This window comes from Marinobacter vulgaris, assembly GCF_003344045.1.
GTDB lineage: Bacteria > Pseudomonadota > Gammaproteobacteria > Pseudomonadales > Oleiphilaceae > Marinobacter > Marinobacter vulgaris.
The window spans coordinates 211,057-229,955 of the sequence record NZ_QFWX01000001.1; the positions used below are offsets into that span (position 1 = coordinate 211,057).

Here is an 18,899-nt window from a genome sequence, read left to right on the forward strand (position 1 = left end):
TCAGGCGGTCAGGCTTCCGTCGCGGTAGTCCCGCAGGGTCTGCTCGATCTCTTCGCGGGTATTCATGACGAACGGACCATACTGCACCACCGGTTCGCCAATAGGCTTGCCGGCGATCAGCAGCAGGCGCGCGCCGTTTTCACCGGCGCCGATACGGATGCTGTCTCCCGATGCCAGTACGCTGGCGGCTGCGGCCTGAAGAACCTGCGTGCCGTCGTCGGAAACCAGTGAAGCTTGGCCGGCGTAAAGGTACAGCAGGCCAGCCAGCTCCGGGTCCACCGGTAGCAGCGTTTCTTTCCCCGGCTCCAGATGAATGTCCGCGTACAGAGGTCTGGTGCTGCCGCCGCTGACGGCACCGATATGTTCCTGTCCCTCAAGGGTGACGGTACCGGCAATCAGTTTGACCAGGCCGCCGTCGACGGAAATGGCAGGGATGTCGTCCGGCTGGATGTCACGGTAACCTGCCGGCTTCATCTTTTCCGCAGCGGGCAGATTCAGCCAGAGCTGGAAGCCGCGCATCTGTCCGTCTTCCTGCTGGGGCATTTCCGAGTGGACAATACCGCGTCCGGCGGTCATCCACTGGACACCGCCGTTTTTCAGATTGCCACGGTTACCCAGGTGGTCCTCGTGGAGCATGTGGCCCTCGATCATATAGGTGACTGTCTCAAACCCGCGATGGGGATGTGACGGGAACCCGGCAATGTAGTCCCGGGGCTGGTCGGACCCGAATTCGTCCAGCATCAGGAACGGATCGAGGCGCACAGTCTGGTGCTGGCCGAGAGAACGCTTGATGCGGACGCCGGCACCATCGGACGTTTCGAGTGCGGGAATGATCTGTTTTATGGATCGCAGGGGCATGGCGTATTCCTCCTCATGGGCTATGAGGTCTATTAGACGCTCTGCAAGCCGGGGGAATAAACCGGAGAATTCTGGAAGGAGGCATCAAAAAAACTGAAGGTCCGGTGATGGCAAGCATCACCGGTACCGGGCGCAATTACTCCACGTTACGGGAGTAGAAAATTTCCAGCATTTCCCGCCTCAGGCGGTCCTCGATGGACTGCGCTTCTTGTGGGTCCAGGTCGCTGGCATTGACCCCGAACACATAATTATCCAGTTCGAAGTTCTTGAGCATCATTTTGGTGTGAAACAGGTTCTCCTGGTACACGTTGACGTCAATCATCTGGTAGGCGTTCTGGGTATCCTCGGTCAGATAGTTCTGGATCGAGTTGATGTCGTGGTCAATGTAGTGCTTGGTGCCGTCCACATCACGGGTGAATCCCCGCACCCGGTAATCGACAGTGACCACGTCGGAGTCAAAGCTGTGGATCAGGTAGTTGAGGACCTTCAACGGTGAGATCAGGCCACAGGTGGATACGTCGATGTCGGCGCGGAAAGTGCTCACGCCATCGTGGGGGTGGCTCTCCGGGTAGGTGTGTACCGTGACGTGGCTCTTGTCCAGGTGCGCCACGATGGCATCTGGAAGCGGGCCCGGGGACTCCTCGTTGTCCGCCTCACCATCACTGAGCTCGTGCTCCGCAATCAGCATGGTGACAGAGGCCCCGTGAGGCTCGTAGTCCTGGCGTGCAATATTGAGCACGTTGGCGCCAATAATCTTGACCACATCGGTAAGGATCTGGGTCAGACGCTCGGCGTTGTACATCTCGTCGATATAATCAATATAGGCTTTACGCTGTTCTTCGGTCTGCGCATAACAGATGTCGTAGATGTTGAAGCTCAACGATTTGGTCAGGTTATTGAAACCATGCAGTTGTAGTTTGGTTTCCATGTTCAGCCTCCCCAAAGTGTCTGGAGATGAATGTCGGTGGTCATGCAGCCTGTTCCATGCATGCCACCAAGGCCGCCACCGATAACTGACCGGGATGTTTACCTTTTGCGCAGACCGGCGGAGAGGGTGCGTATTATGCACACCGACCCTGGATTTGGGTAGAGTTCAACGCAACATTGTAGCATCCGCATAGGCCCCGGTTCAGGACACCTCGCGGATCTCATGGCTGTGGGTGATTGCCACCCCGGCCTTTTCCAGCATGATGGACGCGGAGCAGTATTTTTCCGCCGACAGGCTGACGGCCCTTTTCACCTGATTTTCCTTCAGATTGCGCCCGGTGACCACGAAATGCAGGTGGATGCGGGTAAACACCGCCGGCACCGCATCCGCCCGTTCCGCTTCCAGCTCGGCATGGCAGGCGGTCACGTCCTGGCGGCTTTTCTGCAGGATGCTCATGACATCAAAGGACGAACAACCGCCCAGGCCCATCAGCATCATTTCCATGGGGCGTGGTCCAAGGTCCTTGCCGCCGTGGTCCGGCGGACCGTCCATCTGAATGTCGTGGCCGCTGCCACTGGTTGCCCTGAAGCTGGCGTCGCCGGTCCAGTCAATGGTTGCTTTCATCTGTTTTCCTGCTCCGGATGGGGTGTAACGTATACTGGGCCCGAATGCTAGCATATACGGCTTTATCCGGCAGCTTCGCAAAAAAGCAGCGCGGCGGAGCTGGTCTATACTCATTCAGGTTGCCGAAACCAGGCCTTCTTGTTATAAGTTGCGTTCATAATGAATGAACCCGCAGGGAAAGCAGGGTGAATAAAAACATCGGGATCCCGCCAGTTTTAAGGAGGCATGACTCGCACTATGGCTACCATCGTCAAGCCGGTTGAGCAGAAAACCAAGCACCTGGACTATTTTCTTTCACAATGTCATCGCCGGCGTTACCCAGCCAAGAGCACCATCATTTATGCCGGGGATAAAAGCGATTCCCTGTTTTACATCGTCAAAGGGTCCGTTACCGTTATTATCGAGGATGATGACGGTCGCGAGATGATCATGGCCTACCTGAACGCCGGGGATTTTTTCGGCGAAATGGGGCTGTTTGACAATATGGACTCCCGCAGTGCCTGGGTAAAGGCCAAGACCGAGTGTGAAGTTGCCGAAATCAGCTACACCAAGTTCCGGGAAATTGCCCAGGAGGACCCCAGGGTACTCTACTTCATTGGCGAGCAGATGGCCTCGCGGTTACGCCAGACTACACGCAAGGTCGGTGATCTGGCGTTTCTGGACGTGACCGGTCGGGTCGCCCGTACCCTGCTGGACCTGTGCAAGGAACCCGATGCCATGACCCATCCGGATGGCATGCAGATCAAGATCACCCGCCAGGAAATCGGTCGTATCGTGGGCTGCTCCCGCGAGATGGTCGGGCGAGTCCTGAAAACGCTGGAGGATCAGGGCCTGGTCCGCGTGAAAGGTAAAACCATGGTGGTGTACGGTACCCGCTAGTCAGGCCGGTTTACTCCACGATTGCCACGCTCTTGATCTGCATGCAGACGTCCATGCCACAGCCCAGGCCCAGTTGATGGGCCGAGCGGCTGGTAATCCGTGACAGGAAAGACGTCTGGCCCGCCTGCAGTCGCACGGTGGTCATGCCCGGGCGCTGTTCCGCGGCCATATCCATCACCCGGGCCGGAAGCAGGTTCTGGATGCTCTGGTTATGATTTGCGGCCAGGGCGATGCTCACATCTCTGGCCAGTATCTGCAGCCTGACCCGGCTCCCTGGTTCGGGCTGACGGTCATCCCTCAGCCACAGGCTGCCCCCATCGAACTCGGCACGGCAGAGATGCCACTGCGGATCCCGTTCCCGAATGACGGCCGGTACGATCACCGCTGCACCCTCCTCCAGGGCGAACGGCTGGTCAGGGCGGGCCAGTGTCTCCTGGATTCCGCCTTCGGCGACCACCCGGCCCTGATCCATCATCACGATGTAATCGGCCAGCCGGGCCACTTCGGCGGCGGAATGGGACACATAGATGATGGGGATATCGAGGGTGTCCCGCAGGTTTTCCAGGTAGGGCAGAATCTCCCGCTTGCTGGTCTGGTCCAGTGCCGACAGGGGTTCGTCCATCAGCAACAGGCGGGGGCTTGTAAGCAGGGCCCGGGCGATCGCCACGCGCTGGCGCTCGCCGCCGGACAGCCGCTCTGGTCTGCGGTCCATGAAATGCGAGAGCCCCAGCCAGTCGATAACCTGCGAAGGATGAATCCGGCGTTGTGCCATGGGTGTGCGGCGGTAGCCATAATTCAGGTTGCCGTTGACCGACAGATGGGGGAACAGGCTGGTCTCCTGGAATACATAGGCCAGGGGGCGCTTATGCACGGGCAGGCTGGTGTCATCGTCCTGCCACACATTACCATTCACGGATAGCCGCCCGGTGCACGGCTGCAGGCCGGCAATGCATCGCAGCAAGGTGGTTTTGCCGCAGCCGGAATGGCCGAACAGGGCGGTAACCCCATCGCCCGGCAATTCCAGGGCCACATCCAGCTGGAAGCGCTCGAAACCGGTGCTCAGACGGGCATGGATTCCGGGTACTTTCATGACTTCAGGTTCCCGTTATTCAGGCGTCCGTTGATCAGATAGAGGGCCAGTAAAACGATAAAGGAAAACACCAGCATGCCCCCGGCCAGCAGGTGGGCCTTGCCATATTCCAGGGTTTCCACGTGGTCGTAGATGGCCACCGACAGCACCCGTGTTTCGCCAGGAATATTTCCGCCAATCATCAGTACCACGCCGAATTCACCCAGTGTATGGGCGAAGGTGAGCACCGCCGCGGTGAGAAAGCCGGGACGGGCCAGGGGAATGACTACGGAGAAAAAGCGATCCAGCGGGGACGCCCGCAGGGTGGCGGCCACTTCCAGCATGCGTTCGTTGACGGTGGCAAATACGTTCTGCAATGGCTGCACAGTGAAAGGCAGCGAATAGATCACCGAAGCGACGACCAGTCCGGCAAAGGTGAAGGGCAGGGTGCCCAGCCCCAGGGTTTGTGTCAGCGTGCCTACAATGCCTTCCGGACCCATCAGCAAGAGCAGATAAAAACCCAGCACCGTCGGGGGTAGAACCAGAGGCAGCGCTACAATGGCAGCTACCGGCTGCTTCAGCCAATGGCTGCTGCGGGCAAGCCACCACGCAATAGGTGTGCCGATAACCATCAGAACGGTGGTCGTAATGCCGGCGAGTTTAAGAGTCAGCCAGACGGTTTGCCATTCCGGGCTCATTAATGCTCCATGGGTTATTCAGGCAGGTCCGGGATATCGTAGCCGTATTCCCGGATTATGTCCTGTGCTTCAGCACTGGCAAGGAAGTTCAGCCATGCCCTGGCTGCCTCGTTGCTGCGGCCCCGGTCCAAAAGTATGGCCTGCTGTGCGATGGGCTCATGATGCGTGTTGGGGACTTCCCAGCGGGCACCGCCTTGATGGTCATCCCGGAGCTGGGCCAGCGCCACGAACCCAGCTTTTGCGTTGCCGGTGGCCACAAACTGGAAGGTTTGGGCGATGGATTCCCCCCTGACCAGCCGGCTTTCCAGTGTTTTCCAGAGTCCGAGGTGTTCCAGGGTCTGTTTGGCGGCCAGGCCGTAGGGAGCGGTTTTCGGGTTGGCAATGGCGAGGCGGCGCAGGGTATCTGCTTCAAGGAGCGCCTGCGGCTCTCTGAAGGCTTCCGCGTCCGGGCTCCAGAGCACCAGTTTGCCGATGGCATAGGTGAAACGTGTGCCAGGCACTCCGGAACCCTCCCGCTCCATCAGGTGCGGCCGCTCCTCGTCCGCTGCCAGGTAGGCATCAAATGGCGCACCATGGCGAATCTGGGCGTAAAGCTTGCCGGTAGAGCCGTAGCTGATTCGGGTGCTATGGCCCGTCGTCTCTGAAAAGTGCGCGGCGAGGCGTTCGGCGGCATCGTGAAAATTGGTGGCAATGGCCAGCCTGACTTCTCCGGCGCGGGCCGTTGCAGCGGTCATTGGCAGGCTCAGGGCCAGTAATGAAAGGATGATGATCTTCACGGAGGAGGCTCACTCCTGTCATTCGATAGATGAGCCGTGATCATACCGCTCCTGGCCGGGTGACGTCATGCCCCGGTTGATGGCATGGGTCTGCTCACTCCCTGTCCCGGTCCCATTCCGGTGGTTTCCACAGATGTTTCAGGCGGGAAAGCAGGCCACCGCCAGGCCGGGCCATGGCCCGAAACAGATCCACGTATTCATGGGTCCACAACACCAGCAGATTATGGGAATGCACCGGACGGGTAATGCCGTATTCCGGCGGGGCCTGTTCATCCTCGGCCACGAAGGTTCCGAACAGCCGGTCCCAGAGGATAAGCGTGCCACCGTAGTTGCGATCAATATAGCCCGGATTGCGGCCATGGTGAACCCGGTGGTGGCTGGGGGTGTTGAACACCCCTTCCACCCAGCGCGGCAATTGGCCCACGAGGGTGGTATGGATGAAAAACTGGTAAACCAGCGACAGAGCATAGGCAATGCCAATCCAAACCGGGTTGAAACCGAGAAGCGCCAGGGGAAGATAGAACATCCACATGCCGTTGAAAATGTTGGTGGCGTTCTGGCGCATGGCGGTGGAGAAATTCATCCGCTCCGACGAATGATGTACCACGTGGGCAGCCCAGAACCAGCGTATGCGATGGCTGGAGCGATGCATCCAGTAGAAACAGAAGTCCACGCCCACAAAGGTCAGGAAGCCGGTCACCCAGGTCAGCTCCAGATCCAGAAGCCGGTGATGATAGACAAAGGCGTACACGGGAAAGGCGATCAGGCCGGCGAACAGCAGTTCTGTCACCTGATAACCGGCACCCAGGGCAAAGTTGCGGATGGCTTCCGGCAGGTCCATGCGCGCGGGGTCATGGCGAATGCGCAGGTATTCCCATAGGGTGACAGCAATGAACACAGGTGTTGCTGCCACAAAGATCAGTTGTCGTTCATCCAGTGCCAGCCAGGGGGCCAGCATATTCCAGAGCGGTAGCAGGCCGCTGCCCTCCAGAACCGACACCACCATGTCTTTCAAAGCCATGCTCTATCCGTATTGTATTTGTTGGCCGACGTTTATTCTGTTCCGATCGCCCGGGTAAAAATTGACAATCTACGCCATTAAATTGATCATCGACGCCATTATTGTGGAGGTCAGGAGCTTGATGGTGGATCAACAGTGGCCAGGGTGATCCGGGTAACCGGCGCCTGGACCGGATTGCTTGGGGACTGGCTGGACCGGGAGGGACTTGACGCTGCCCCGTTGCGAATAGCACTGGCACGCTGGGCATCACGGGACAGTGTCCCGGTACCAGTGTGGCGGAATCTGCTGTCCCAGGGACTGGCGCTGATGCCGGGTCGGGTTGCGCCGGAGCTGGGCGTGGGAACCTGCGTGCTCCCGGGCCATGTCGGCGTTCTGGGCTACCTGGTGCTGGCGTCTGATACGCTGGGGGAAGCCCTGCTGGCTTACCAGCGTTATGAAGCCCTGTTCTATGGTGCCAGCCTTGCAGAGATCGAGGTGATCGGCGATACCGTCGAGATGCGCTGGCCACCCTTGGACACCAAACTGGGCCAGCAGGCGGATGGCGCAGCCATTGCAGCGCTGGTGACGTTCATGCGCCGTCAGATTGATCAGCCACCTCCGCCTTCCGCGGTGAGTTTTCTCGAGAGCGTTGATGGCGAAACCGCCAGGGCCTATGAGGCATTTTTTGGCTGCCCGGTGACCTGGAAAGACAGCCACGTGCGGGTGCGGTTTCCGCTGCATCATCTGAGTATCCCGATGCCCCGGCGGGATCCCACTTTGCGGGAGTTGCTGGACCGGCAGGCAAGGGCGCTGGTGCGGGTACTGCCTGCAGAAGTTGACGCTAAGCCTGGCCAGAGGCGCGGAAACAACTCCGGCACCGATCGCCAGTTACAGCAGGTGTTGCTCAAGCTGCTGACTGACGGCGAGCCTACCCTGGCCAGAGCGGCGAGCGATATGCACATGGCGCCGCGTACCCTGCAGCGGCGGCTGGCCAGGCACCAGCTGAGCTGGCAACAGTGGCTGGACCGCAGCCGGGAACAGCTGGCCCGGCAATATCTGGCGGATCCGTCACTGACCCTGACAGACATCGCCCTGTTGCTGGGCTTCTCCGAGCAGAGCGCTTTTACCCGGGCCTATCGACGCTGGACCGGCAAACCCCCGGGCAGGGAACGGCGGCAGGCGCTCAGCGATTAGCGGCGTAAACCTTCTCCAAAGGCTGGATCTGTGGCTGCCACTTGGCCAGCCAGGCCTTGATTTCGCGAGGGATTTTTGTGGGTTTGGGCCAGGGCACCGGATACTGTTCCGGTTGAAACATGGGTGCAAACAGCGCGGCAGCGGTGAGATCAGCGCGGGAGAAGCTGTCGCCGGCCAGATAGGGTTTTTGCTGGTAGGCTTGGGCCAGTTCCGTCAGGTAGGCCTCCATGGTTTCCCGCGATCGCTCTGATGTCTTTTCATTGATTTTCATCCACGTGCGCATGATCTCGTCGACGCGGCTGAAAGCCAGTTTCAGCAAAATCCGGTTATAGAAGGGAGTGCCTGCCGCCAGCAGGGGAACCACCACCTTGGGACGCTGCAAAAAATGGTGGTAAGAATAACAGCGCACTGCAGGGCCGACCTCGTCGTCCAGTCGCTGCTCCCAGGCCAGCGCAGCTTCGCGTGCCTGGGGGTCGGCCGGTGTCAGTGGGTGATCGGGGAAGGTGTCGTCAAGGTAGTCGATGATTTCCCTGGATCCCTGCACCCGGTGGCCGTCATGGTCCAGCACCGGGACTGATGAATCCCTGCCGGTGAGCTTGCGGATGGTTTTGACGTGCTGCCCGGGCAGCAGGCTGATGCTCTCATAGCTCAGCCCTTTGTAATCCAGCGCCCAGCGAGCCTTTTCGCAGTAATGGGATATCGCAAACTGGTAAAGTCTGATGGCCATAGTGCAGTGTTCTCCTGCCTGTTTAATGGGCCAAGGGTAATGCTTTGAGGCAGGAAATGGTAACCGCTGTGCATCAAAACCGGCACTGGTCGAAACAGGTTGCCGCAACCCTCAGGGCTTTTCAATCCACAGAGTGAGACCGTAGTTGTCGAGGATCTGCTGCGCGCGACCATCATTGATTCGCTGGCGTGTGCCCTGCGACAACAGCGCTGCCAGTTCCTGTGAATCCTTTCGGGTAGGGGAGAACGCCACAAAGGTGTTGATCTCGCCGATACGTCCCGCCCCGCGGGGCTGGCTTGCGGTGTTCCCGGTGCTCCTGGCCCACCAGGCCATGACGTACTCGTCTTCGACATAAAGGTCGGTACGGTCCTGCTCCAGCATTTCAATGGCGCGGTCCAGGGGGGATGTGCCGGAAATCACCCATACCTTGTTCTGGTCGGCCTGATACTGGTCAATGTAGCGATCCAGCTCCGGGGTGTACGAGTAACCATTAATTACCAGCAGCTGCTGGTCATAAAGGGATTCGATGCCGGCATAACGCCAGCTGTTGTCCGGGTGGGTAAACACTGCTATGGATGAGTGGCCCTGGGGAGTGTCGGGGAAAACGAAGTCCGGTGCATCGGTGACAAAGGCTCCGACTACCCCGTCCAGCTGGCCATCCCGGGTCATCTGAAGAGCTCTGGCCCAACTGAGGTTGACGTACTCCACGGTGTACCCCGACTCGCCAAGGATATCCCGGGTCAGATCCACCATATAGCCCTCGTGATCACTGCCGGCTTCGCAGTTGTGAGGGCACCACGGGTCTGCGGCGATCACGATGGTGTCTGCCCGCCGCTGGCTGTCGATGAGGGGCGGGAGGGCCGCTTCACCGGCGGATACCCCGCCGGAGGTTTCCGCAACCGCCTCACCCGAGCTGCCGTCCGGCTGGGAGCAGCCCATGAAAAACAGCACCGCAAACACTGTAATGACAAGTCTGGACATCATCGTTGTCCGGTAAGCCGTGGAGTTACGGCAACCGTTAAAGCATAGTCCCTTGTTTACAATCCTGTCATCTGTTTCAGTTCGGCGCGCCATGCGTTCGCGGCCCGGTCAATAACGGCTTCGCGCGTCACCCTCGGAGGCATCCAGTGGTACCAGCGCTTTTACGAGTTCTTCCATCTTGAGGATGCCCACCTGGTTTCCTTTTCTGACCACACGATAGGTAAGACTGGTATCGCCGTTGGAGCGGGCGATCACCGATTCCAGGTTATCGCGTTCCGAAATATCGCCAGCGCACTCTTCCGGTGCTGCCTTGGTTTTTTCCATGATCGAGCGCACCCGCAGAACCCGGGCGCGGTTAATGTCGCTGATAAAGTCGGTGATGTAGGAGTCGTTGGGGTTCATCAGGATCTCCTGGGGCTCCCCCTGCTGGACGATATGGCCTTCTTTGAGGATGACCAGGTGATCCGCCAGTTTCAGAGACTCGTCCAGATCGTGGGTGATGAACACGACGGTTTTCTGCAGCTCGTCCTGCAGTTCCAGCAGCAGGTCCTGCATGTCGGACCGGATCAACGGGTCCAGCGCGGAGAAGGCCTCGTCCATCAGCATAATGGGCGAGTTCGATGCTAGCGCACGGGCAATGCCCACGCGCTGTTGCATGCCGCCGGAGAGCTGGTGCGGATACTGGTATTCATTGCCTTCCAGCCCCACCCGGGCGAGCCATTTTTTCGCTTCGCCCTCGAAATCCTGCACCGAGTAACCCCGAACCAGCAGCGCCATACCGGCATTTTCCAGCACGGTTTTGTGGGGGAGCAGGGCAAACTTCTGGAAAACCATGGACATCTGTTCCCGTCTCAGTTTCCTCAGTTTGTCCTCGTCGTAGGCCAGCACATTTTCACCATCCACCTCTACTTCCCCGGCGGTAGGTTCAATGAGCCGGTTGAGATGACGGATGAGAGTCGACTTGCCGGAGCCGGACAGCCCCATGATGACGGTGATCTCGCCTTCATGGATATCCACATTGATATCCTGTAGGCCCAGCACATGATTGTGCTTTTCCAGTAACTCGGCTTTCCCCATGCCCTTGCGAACATGTGCAAGGGCAATGTCGGGGGTTGGGCCGAAAATCTTGTAGAGGTTGCGGATGGAAATCTTGATATTCCGGTCCACGGTTCGCTCCCTTATTGGTTCTGTGAGGCGTTGATGCGCGCCAGTGAGGCCTTGGTTACCCGGTCAAGGATCACCGCCAGAATCACGATACCGAGTCCGGCAACCAGGCCGACACCCAGTTCCAGATTACGGATGCCCTGGAGTACCAGGACCCCGAGGCCCGGGGCCGAAACCAGGGAAGCGATAACGACCATGGCGAGACTCATCATGATGGTCTGGTTCACACCTGCCATGATATTGGGCAGTGCCAGGGGAATCTGGACCTTGAACAGTTTCTGGTGGCTGGTCATGCCGAAGGCGTCGGCAGCCTCAATCACGTCTTTATCCACCAGTCGTATGCCGAGGTTGGTCAGGCGGATAACCGGCACGATGGCGTAAAGAATAATGGCGATGCCGTAGAGCTTGGATTCGGTCACACTGAACAGGAAGATCAGTGGAATCAGGTATACGAAAGGCGGCAACGTCTGCAGCATGTCCAGAACCGGAACGGTCAGACGCTGCATCATATCGTTGCGGGACATGGCGATGCCAATGGGCACGCCCAGCAGAACGCAAATGAAGGCGCAGACAAAAATGATCGATAGCGTCTCCATTGCGTATCGGTAGTAGTCGATGAAAGCCAGCAGGCACAGGCTTACCGCAACAAAACCGACCAGTTTCCAGGACTTGGTGACAAAGAAAACCACCGCCAGGAGTACTGGTATGACGATCCACCAGGGCGTGTTGAGCATGCCGTAGAGTGTGCCGTCCAGGGCCCAGCTCAGGGGCTGGGTCAAAGGATCCAGAACAACGCTCAGACTATCCTTGATGGACAGGAAGCCCTCTTCAAGACCCTTTGTAAGATCCCGGGATTGCGGAAAAGCCGCGCAGGATTCGTTGAGCGCGTCCATGGAAGGAAAAGGCGTATCCCAGAGAGATTCCGGTTCGCCGGTTGTTCCCTGGGTTTTTTGCAGTAGCGCTGCCATGGACATGGGCGCGTCGCTTTGCCCTTCTGCGCACCAGTCTTCCAGTCCCAGCGCTGAAAATATGAAATCGTAGGTAGCCATGGGCGGTTGGTTCCCGTCGCAATCAGATGTTAAAGGCTCGTTTCGAGTTCTCCGCTATCGGAGTTGACAGGGGCCGGGGAGGGCCGGCCCCTGTCAGGGTAGGCAGAAGATTACTCTCCCATTGCCGCAGCCAGGCGTTCCCTGGCGGAATCGTTGAGCCAGCTTGACCATTCATCGCTGTTGTTGCTCAGGTAATACACCGCCGCTTCCTCGGCAGAGGCGTTGTTGGAATCCATCCAGGCCAGCAGTTGGCTCATGGTTTCCGTCTTGAAGGTCAGATTGCTGAGCATTTCTGCCACTTCCGGCTGACGCTCCTTGAAGTCGGTGGTAATGGACGTGAGGATCGTCGCGGCGGGGAACTCCGACACCCCCGGGTTCTCTACATCCTGGGTCTGGTTGCGGGTGTGGACTTCGGGCTTGTACTCTCCCAGCTCAACCCGGGTCATGTCGTACTTGCCGAGCGGCACGGTCGGACCCCAGTAATAGCCGAACCAGGGCTCTTCAGACTGAACCGCTGACGCCATGGAGGAGGCAAGGGTCTCACCGGATCCATGATTGAACACTTCAATCCCGGATTCTTCCAGGTCGAGGGCTTCAATCAGATTGTCACTGACAACCCGGCAGCCCCAGCCACTTGGGCAGTTGTGAAACCGACTGCCTACCAGTTCAGGATTTTCCATGACCCCTTCGATGGTGGTCAGCTCCGGGTGTTCCTCGGCCAGATAGGTGGGAATCCACCAGCCTTCGACACCGCCGGGGTCCAGTACTTCTGCGACACGCTCGATTTTGCCCTGTTCTTCCAGCTCAAGATAAGCCTCACCGGCAGAGTTGAGCCACAGCTCGGTGACAATATCGGGCTCACCGTTCTCTGCAACCGAGGTGACAGCCGGAACGGTATCCGAGGGAACCACGGTTACGTCGCAACCATAGCCCTGCTCCATGATGAATTTGGCAACGCCGGTAACAACGGCATTCGAAGCCCAGCCCATTTCAGTGATTGAGACTTCGCCACATTCAGCCTGGGCAACGGCGGGAACAGACATCGCGCAAAGCAGCGCGACAGGCGTTAGCTTTCGCATGATTGGTTCTCCTTATCGGGTTTAAAAATACGCGGACACAGGTCCGCAAGAGAGGCCGGGACGACCCCTCGAGAAGTGACATGCTTTGTTGGTACTGCGTCATCAAAGGACAAGAGAAACGCTATGGCCTCGGTTATTACGTACCTTCAAGGGTAACGCTCTGAGCCTGAGTTACAAGCGATTAATGTAAAACCGCGTTGGGGAAGTGCCAATCCATGCCTGAAAATGCGACCGTTTTGTCAACAAAATGAAGCAATTCTGCAGTAGTTTGAAGGGTCACCTGGAACTGGAGAGCCCCATGACCGAATTGCGTGAACTGACCCCCCATTCCGCCATTTCGACAGAACAGGAGCGCAGGGATAGCCGCCAAAGGCAACTGCTGAGAACCTATTTGCCGGAGATGGTTCGGCTGGAGCGGATGCTGGCGGAAGCGCCGGAGCTGGTCTCGGTGAATGCGCTTGCGCGGGTGCCCCTGAAGGAGATTGACTTGCCCATCTACCGGGTTGATCTGGGCAGTGATTCCCCCGATGTGCCGGTGGTTTTGCTGGTGGGTGGCGTCCACGGGCTCGAGCGTATTGGCAGCGAGGTGGTGATGGCATGGCTGCGCAACCTGCTGGCCCGGGTCGCCTGGGATGATAACCTTCAGGCGCTGCTGGAAAAGGTGCGGGTTACCCTGCTGCCAATACTGAACCCCGGCGGCATGTACCTGAATCAGCGCAGCAATCCCAGCGGGGTCGACCTGATGCGCAACGCGCCGATCACGGCCCAGGACCGCAGTGCGTTTCTGCTTGGCGGCCAGAGGTTGTCGCCGCGCCTGCCGTGGTTTATCGGGGACCCGGAGCAGGGTATGGAAGCGGAAAACCGGGCATTGGAATCAGTGATCTCCGGACTGCTGCCAGGCCGACCCTTCAGTGTGGCCCTGGACTGCCACTCGGGTTTTGGCTGGCAGGACCAGATCTGGTTCCCCTATGCCTATCGCCGTCGTCCCATGCGACGGATCGCATCGGTGATGGCGTTGAAGCTGATCTGGGAACAGGCGTGGCCGGAGCACAACTATCGCTTCGAGCCTCAGTCCCGGCACTATCTGACTCACGGTGACCTGTGGGATTATTTCTACAAGAAGATTAACCGCAGCGGTGATGGCGCATTCATTCCGCTTACGCTGGAACTGGGTTCCTGGCGCTGGATCCGGAAACGGCCACGACAGTTGTTGCGCCTGGACGGATTTTTTAACCCGTTGGCTCCTCACCGGCATCGGAGGGTGTTGCGAAGTCACCTGAGCTTTATCGATTTTCTGGTCAGCGCCGCCGCCAACCATCAAAACTGGTTGCCGAGGGACGATGAGGAGTCCATGCTTAAAGAAGCCGCTATCGCCCATTGGTACAGGGACCACCACTGACAATGCACTGGATTCTGTTACGGGGGCTCACCCGGGAGCAGTCGCACTGGGGAGAGTTTCCAAGGCTGCTCGCAGATGCTTTTCCGGAGCAACATTTTCATCGGGTGGATCTCCCGGGCACCGGCGTGCACTTCAATGACCCCTGTCCCGAGAGTATCGCTGCCATTCGCGAGAGTGTCAGGCACAGTGTTCGCCATATTCCGCGCCCTTACAGCCTGCTGGCGCTCTCCATGGGGGGCATGGTGGCACTGGACTGGGCGCAGCATGCGCTTGAGGGGGAAATCCAGAACCTGGTTCTGATCAACACCAGCTCCGGCTTCAGCCCGCCGTGGCACAGGATGAAGCCGGGCGCATGGCCCCGTATCGTACGATTGTTATGCCGCCGCGAACTGTTCGATCGTGAAGCGGACATCCTGAGACTGAGCTGTAACCGGCCAGTGAGTCTGCAGACCATGAAACACTGGTATAGCATCCAGCGCCAGCGCCCGGTCAGGCGCCGAACGGCCTGGGCCCAGCTGAAAGCCGCTGTCGCTTTCAGGCCGCTGCCCGACCGGCCCCTGACCGATGCGCTGCTGCTGGCCAGCGAGGGTGACCGCATTGTTCACTGGAAATGCAGCAGGGTGCTCGAGCAGCGATGGCAGTGGACGCTGAAAGTACATCCCTCCGCCGGCCACGACCTTCCCCTGGATGATCCGGAATGGATCATCCGTCAGATGAAACGCTGGCTGCCCCGGTAACCGGGGTTGCTTGACGCAACAGGTGTTCCGCGGCAGTCTGCCATAGGATTTATCACTGACTTCCGATGACGACGTATGGAGCCAATAACAATGAAAATTCTTGAGACCAAAACCGCCCCGAACCCTCGCCGGGTGCGCATGTTCATGTCTGAAAAGGGGTTGCTGGATCGGGCCGAGTTCGTGGAGATCGATATCCTGAAGGGTGAGAACCTGACACCGGAATACGTCGCCAAGAATCCGATGAAGAAGGTGCCGGTGATGGAGCTGGATGACGGCACCTGCATTTCCGAAACCATGGCCATCTGCCGCTTCTTTGAGGAAAGTTATCCGGATTCTCCAACCCTGCTGGGGGATACGCCCCTTGAGAAAGCGCTGATAGAGCAATGGCTGCGCTGGATCGAATTTTCCTTCTTCATGCCCACCGGGATGTGTTTTCAGCACACCAGCGGTTACTTCAAGGACCGTATGAACCCGATCAGCGAATGGGGCGAGGAATGTCGAAACACCGTGGAAAAGTTCATGCACTTCCTCGACAAGCAGCTGGAGGGCAAGGACTACATCTGTTGCGATCGTTTTACCGCTGCCGACATCAATGCCTTTACCACCGTGGCCTTCGCCCGCGTGGTAGATATCCGCATCAAGCCGGAACAGAGCAACCTCCAGGCCTGGTACGATCGCATCAAGCAGCGTCCCTCTGCCCAGGTGTGATCCGATGACACAACCCGATCGCCTGGTCTGTGCTCTGGACAAGATTGATACCGCCAACCTGGCGGATCCCAACACCGAGCAATGGGACGGTGAATCCCTGCCCAAGGAGTATGCCTACAGCCAGCACATGACCCGCTGGCTGTTCGAGCTTGAGCCGCAACCCTCCGGGCGTATGCAGATTGCCTGCCGGGCCCAGCACATCGAGCGCTGGACTATGCCCCGTAGGGATTTCCCGGAAGGCCGCAAGGCCTACTACGAATGGCGCCAGGCCTGTGGCCGCATGCACGGTCGCAGGGCAGCCGAGATCATGGCGGAGTGTGGTTATCCGCAGGCCGAGTGTGAGCGGGTTGAAACCATCCTTACCAAGCGGGAGCTGCGCAGGGATGAGGACACCCAGTTACTGGAAGATGTGGCCTGTATGGTGTTCCTTGAGCGTTATTTTGCGGATTTCTATGAGCAGAATGCCGACTATGACCGGGAGAAGTGGCTGCGAATTGTCCGCCGCACCTGGGGCAAGATGTCGCCGCGAGGGCATGAGGCGGCACTGAAGCTGGCCGAAGGGATGCCGGCGCATTTGCTGGCGTTATTGCAGGAGGCGTTGGCTGAACCTGGGAAGTGACTCTGGCCTGGATCGGCATTTGAGTCAGCATTCCTAAAAAAACAGCTCTTCCAGTTTCTTGCCAGGCTCCTCGGCCCGCATGAAAGACTCGCCCACCAGGAAGCCGTAGATGCCCCGGTCGGTCATGGTCTCCACATCAGCCCGGGTCATGATACCGCTCTCGGTGATGGTCAGGCGGTCGGCAGAGATCCTTTCGTGCAGGTCGAAAGTGGTATCCAGAGAGACGTCGAAGGTGTGCAGGTTGCGGTTGTTGATGCCCACCAGTGGCGTGGACAGGGTCAGGGCGTCGTCCAGTTCCTCGCCGTCGTGCACTTCCACCAGTACACCCAGCCCGATTTCGTGGGCGATGCCTTCCAGTTCCTGCATCTGGTCCCTGGTCAGGCAGGCGGCGATCAGCAGGATGCAGTCCGCACCAATGGCCCGGCTTTCGTAGACCTGATACGGCGCCACCATGAAGTCCTTGCGGATTACCGGCAGACTGCAGGCAGCGCGGGCTGCTTTGAGGTAGTCCTCATGGCCCTGGAAGAAGTCTTTGTCGGTGAGCACTGACAGGCAGGCCGCGCCGCCTTTTTCGTAGCTTTCGGCGATGGCTTCGGGCACAAACGGATCGCGGAGGATGCCCTTGCTGGGGGAGGCTTTCTTGATCTCGGCGATGACCGCTGGGGTCCGCTGTTCGATGCGGGCATGCAGTGCGTTAGCAAAGCCCCGCGCCGGCGGTTGGTCGCCAGCCATGGCTTTCAGGTCGCCGATAGAAACCGTGCGTTTGCGTTCATCAATTTCCTCCCATTTCCGATCGACGATTTTCCGCAGAATGGTGGGAGTTTTATCCAAATGTCTGTCAGTCATATCAGGCCCGTAAAAAGTATGCGAGAGCCGGTGGGGAGCCCCTTCCAAAGCTGTCGTCAGCCAGGGATGGCTGACGTCAAGCCCTACATGGACGTACTCGTGGGCGTGTTTTGGAAGGGTCTCCCCACCGGATCGTCCGGCTGCAATGTTAGCAGGACAGTATTAGAAACACTGCGAAAAATCTGCAAGCTCCGACATCTTGCCGGCGGCAAGGCCGGAGCCCATGGCGTCCAGGGCCATCTCCACGCCTTCCCGAGGCGTTCTCGCCAATCCAGCCACATAGATGGCGGCGCCAGAATTCAGGGCAATGAGGTCGCGGGCCTTTTCGGCCGTTTCATCATGACCACGGCCGAAGGCGGCCCGGATCAGTTTAAGCGAGTCCTCGGCAGTGTCCACGGTCAGGCCCGCCAGGGTCTGACTTTTGATGCCCAGATCTTCCGGGGTGATATCGTATTCGGTGACTTCACCATTTTTCAGTTCCGCCACATGAGTCGGACTTGCCAGGCTGATTTCGTCCAGACCGTCTTTCGAGTGCACTACCATGATATGTTCGGCGCCCAGGCGCTGCAGAACCTCTGCCATAGGCCGGCACAGTTCCCTGGTGAACACACCGATCAACTGGTGCTTGACGCCGGCCGGATTGGTCATCGGGCCGAGGATATTGAAGATGGTACGACAGCCCAGCTCTTTGCGTGGGCCGATGGCGTGTTTCATGGCCCCGTGGTGAGCGGGCGCGAACATGAAGCCGACACCGATTTCCTCGACACAACGGGCGACTTCTTCAGGTTTCATCTGCAGGTTGATGCCCAGGTTTTCCAGCAGGTCAGCACTGCCGCTTTTGGACGATACCGCACGATTGCCATGCTTGGCGACAAAGCCGCCGGCCGCTGCAACCACAAAAGCAGCGGCGGTGGAGACGTTGAAGAGGTTGGCTCCGTCGCCACCGGTACCGACGATGTCCACCAGTGGCTCGGCTTTGACCGTTACCCGGGTTACCAGCTCGCGCATGACTTCGGTGGCACCGGTGATCTCGTCGATGGTTTCACTCTTCAGGCGCAGGCCCATCAGAAAAGCCCCGATCTGCGCATCGGTGGCTTCGCCTTTCATGACGATGCGCATAACGTCCTTCATTTCCTCCGTGGACAGGTCCAGGTTGGAGGCAATGCGGTTGAGTGCTTCTTTCATGTCCATTCGTGGGCCTCTTGGTTCAATCTGCTTTTTGTCTTCTGTGTTTGGGTCTAGCTTAGCAATTTCCTGCTGGGTGTAGGGCCTGTTATTGGGTTGGCCCTCTGATTTGGGAGTATGGTCGATGGCTGGGGTGGCCACTTCCCAAAAGCGCCTCAAGACATCCCTGTGCGGCTCGAGCTCCGCCATCCATGGCTCCGCACGTTTTGTGAAGTGGCCACCCCAGCCATCTCCTTTAATCCTCGGTAAGGGCTTATCCAGTGTTTCGTGCCCCAAAACCCATTTTTGCTTTTCCAGCTCTGCGTGGAGAACACACTGGAAAAATGCCGAGAGGGCAGTGAGGGGGAGAGTATTCCCCAAACCGTGCGGAGCCATGGAT

At 58.6% G+C, this 18,899-nt stretch carries 19 protein-coding genes and 1 pseudogene; 6 read left to right on the forward strand and 14 right to left on the reverse strand.

The features are described from left to right. From DIT71_RS00970 to DIT71_RS00980, 3 genes are all read right to left on the reverse strand, one after another. Positions 1–858: a pirin family protein gene (locus tag DIT71_RS00970; protein WP_114611335.1), complete on the reverse strand. Its 858-nt coding sequence runs from the start codon at positions 856–858 to the stop codon at positions 1–3. A gap of 136 nt (positions 859–994) precedes the next feature. Then, the gene (gene speD, locus DIT71_RS00975; protein WP_114611336.1) at positions 995–1,786 is read right to left on the reverse strand and encodes an adenosylmethionine decarboxylase; all 792 of its coding nucleotides are present in this window, start codon (positions 1,784–1,786) and stop codon (positions 995–997) included. A gap of 201 nt (positions 1,787–1,987) precedes the next feature. Beyond that, positions 1,988–2,410, reverse strand: coding sequence for an OsmC family protein (locus DIT71_RS00980; RefSeq protein WP_114611337.1), 423 nt, complete (start codon positions 2,408–2,410; stop codon positions 1,988–1,990). Positions 2,411–2,647: 237 nt separating this feature from the next. Here DIT71_RS00980 and crp point away from each other — a divergent pair, with 237 nt between their 5' ends. Beyond that, on the forward strand, positions 2,648–3,289 hold the full coding sequence (crp, locus tag DIT71_RS00985; protein WP_114611338.1) for a cAMP-activated global transcriptional regulator CRP: 642 nt from the start codon (positions 2,648–2,650) through the stop codon (positions 3,287–3,289). A 10-nt stretch (positions 3,290–3,299) separates the two neighbouring features. Here the strand turns inward: crp and modC are convergent, their stop codons facing one another. From modC to DIT71_RS01005, 4 genes and pseudogenes are all read right to left on the reverse strand, one after another. After that, positions 3,300–4,379 carry a molybdenum ABC transporter ATP-binding protein gene (gene modC / locus DIT71_RS00990; protein WP_114611339.1) on the reverse strand — a complete coding sequence of 360 codons (1,080 nt, stop codon included), beginning with the start codon at positions 4,377–4,379 and terminating at the stop codon, positions 3,300–3,302. Beyond that, positions 4,376–5,056, reverse strand: a complete 681-nt coding sequence (modB, locus tag DIT71_RS00995) for a molybdate ABC transporter permease subunit (protein WP_114611340.1) — start codon at positions 5,054–5,056, stop codon at positions 4,376–4,378. Before modB ends, modC begins: the two co-directional genes overlap by 4 nt. A 14-nt stretch (positions 5,057–5,070) precedes the next feature. Next, positions 5,071–5,832 carry a molybdate ABC transporter substrate-binding protein gene (gene modA, locus DIT71_RS01000; RefSeq protein ID WP_227537895.1) on the reverse strand — a complete coding sequence of 254 codons (762 nt, stop codon included), beginning with the start codon at positions 5,830–5,832 and terminating at the stop codon, positions 5,071–5,073. Positions 5,833–6,130: 298 nt separating this feature from the next. Then, a pseudogene (locus DIT71_RS01005) lies at positions 6,131–6,853 on the reverse strand (sterol desaturase family protein); the annotation flags it as partial. Positions 6,854–6,988: 135 nt separating this feature from the next. On the opposite strand from DIT71_RS01005, the gene DIT71_RS01010 reads away from it, so the two are divergent. Next, positions 6,989–8,026: an AraC family transcriptional regulator gene (locus tag DIT71_RS01010; RefSeq protein WP_114611342.1), complete on the forward strand. Its 1,038-nt coding sequence runs from the start codon at positions 6,989–6,991 to the stop codon at positions 8,024–8,026. Here the strand turns inward: DIT71_RS01010 and DIT71_RS01015 are convergent. The 5 genes from DIT71_RS01015 to DIT71_RS01035 form a co-directional block, all read right to left on the reverse strand. Next, positions 8,016–8,753 carry a glutathione S-transferase family protein gene (locus DIT71_RS01015; protein WP_114611343.1) on the reverse strand — a complete coding sequence of 246 codons (738 nt, stop codon included), beginning with the start codon at positions 8,751–8,753 and terminating at the stop codon, positions 8,016–8,018. The two genes, DIT71_RS01010 and DIT71_RS01015, sit on opposite strands and share 11 nt — an antisense overlap. Before the next feature lie 111 nt (positions 8,754–8,864). Beyond that, positions 8,865–9,737 (reverse strand): substrate-binding periplasmic protein, encoded by an 873-nt coding sequence (locus DIT71_RS01020; RefSeq protein WP_114611344.1) that lies wholly within the window; start codon positions 9,735–9,737, stop codon positions 8,865–8,867. A 105-nt stretch (positions 9,738–9,842) separates the two neighbouring features. Further along, positions 9,843–10,901 carry a betaine/proline/choline family ABC transporter ATP-binding protein gene (locus DIT71_RS01025; protein ID WP_114611345.1) on the reverse strand — a complete coding sequence of 353 codons (1,059 nt, stop codon included), beginning with the start codon at positions 10,899–10,901 and terminating at the stop codon, positions 9,843–9,845. Between the two features lie 11 nt (positions 10,902–10,912). Next, on the reverse strand, positions 10,913–11,947 hold the full coding sequence (locus DIT71_RS01030) for an ABC transporter permease (protein ID WP_114611346.1): 1,035 nt from the start codon (positions 11,945–11,947) through the stop codon (positions 10,913–10,915). Positions 11,948–12,057: 110 nt separating this feature from the next. Continuing rightward, complete coding sequence (locus DIT71_RS01035; protein ID WP_114611347.1) at positions 12,058–13,026, reverse strand: ABC transporter substrate-binding protein; 969 nt, start codon at positions 13,024–13,026, stop codon at positions 12,058–12,060. 298 nt (positions 13,027–13,324) lie between these two features. Here DIT71_RS01035 and DIT71_RS01040 point away from each other — a divergent pair, with 298 nt between their 5' ends. The 4 genes from DIT71_RS01040 (at position 13,325) to DIT71_RS01055 (ending at position 16,489) form a co-directional block, all read left to right on the forward strand. Next, positions 13,325–14,425 carry a M14 family zinc carboxypeptidase gene (locus tag DIT71_RS01040; RefSeq protein WP_114611348.1) on the forward strand — a complete coding sequence of 367 codons (1,101 nt, stop codon included), beginning with the start codon at positions 13,325–13,327 and terminating at the stop codon, positions 14,423–14,425. A gap of 2 nt (positions 14,426–14,427) precedes the next feature. Beyond that, positions 14,428–15,162: an alpha/beta fold hydrolase gene (locus DIT71_RS01045; RefSeq protein ID WP_114611349.1), complete on the forward strand. Its 735-nt coding sequence runs from the start codon at positions 14,428–14,430 to the stop codon at positions 15,160–15,162. Positions 15,163–15,252: 90 nt separating this feature from the next. Then, positions 15,253–15,870 (forward strand): glutathione S-transferase family protein, encoded by a 618-nt coding sequence (locus DIT71_RS01050; RefSeq protein WP_114611350.1) that lies wholly within the window; start codon positions 15,253–15,255, stop codon positions 15,868–15,870. Positions 15,871–15,874: 4 nt separating this feature from the next. Next, on the forward strand, positions 15,875–16,489 hold the full coding sequence (locus DIT71_RS01055; protein ID WP_114611351.1) for a DUF4202 domain-containing protein: 615 nt from the start codon (positions 15,875–15,877) through the stop codon (positions 16,487–16,489). 33 nt (positions 16,490–16,522) lie between these two features. On the opposite strand, the gene trpC is transcribed toward DIT71_RS01055, so the two are convergent. Then, entirely contained in the window at positions 16,523–17,335 is an 813-nt protein-coding gene (gene trpC, locus DIT71_RS01060) for an indole-3-glycerol phosphate synthase TrpC (protein ID WP_114611352.1), read from the reverse strand. Positions 17,336–17,497: 162 nt separating this feature from the next. Continuing rightward, a complete protein-coding gene (gene trpD, locus DIT71_RS01065; RefSeq protein WP_114611768.1) occupies positions 17,498–18,526 on the reverse strand; it encodes an anthranilate phosphoribosyltransferase in 1,029 nt (342 codons plus the stop codon). Positions 18,527–18,899 lie beyond the last annotated feature (373 nt).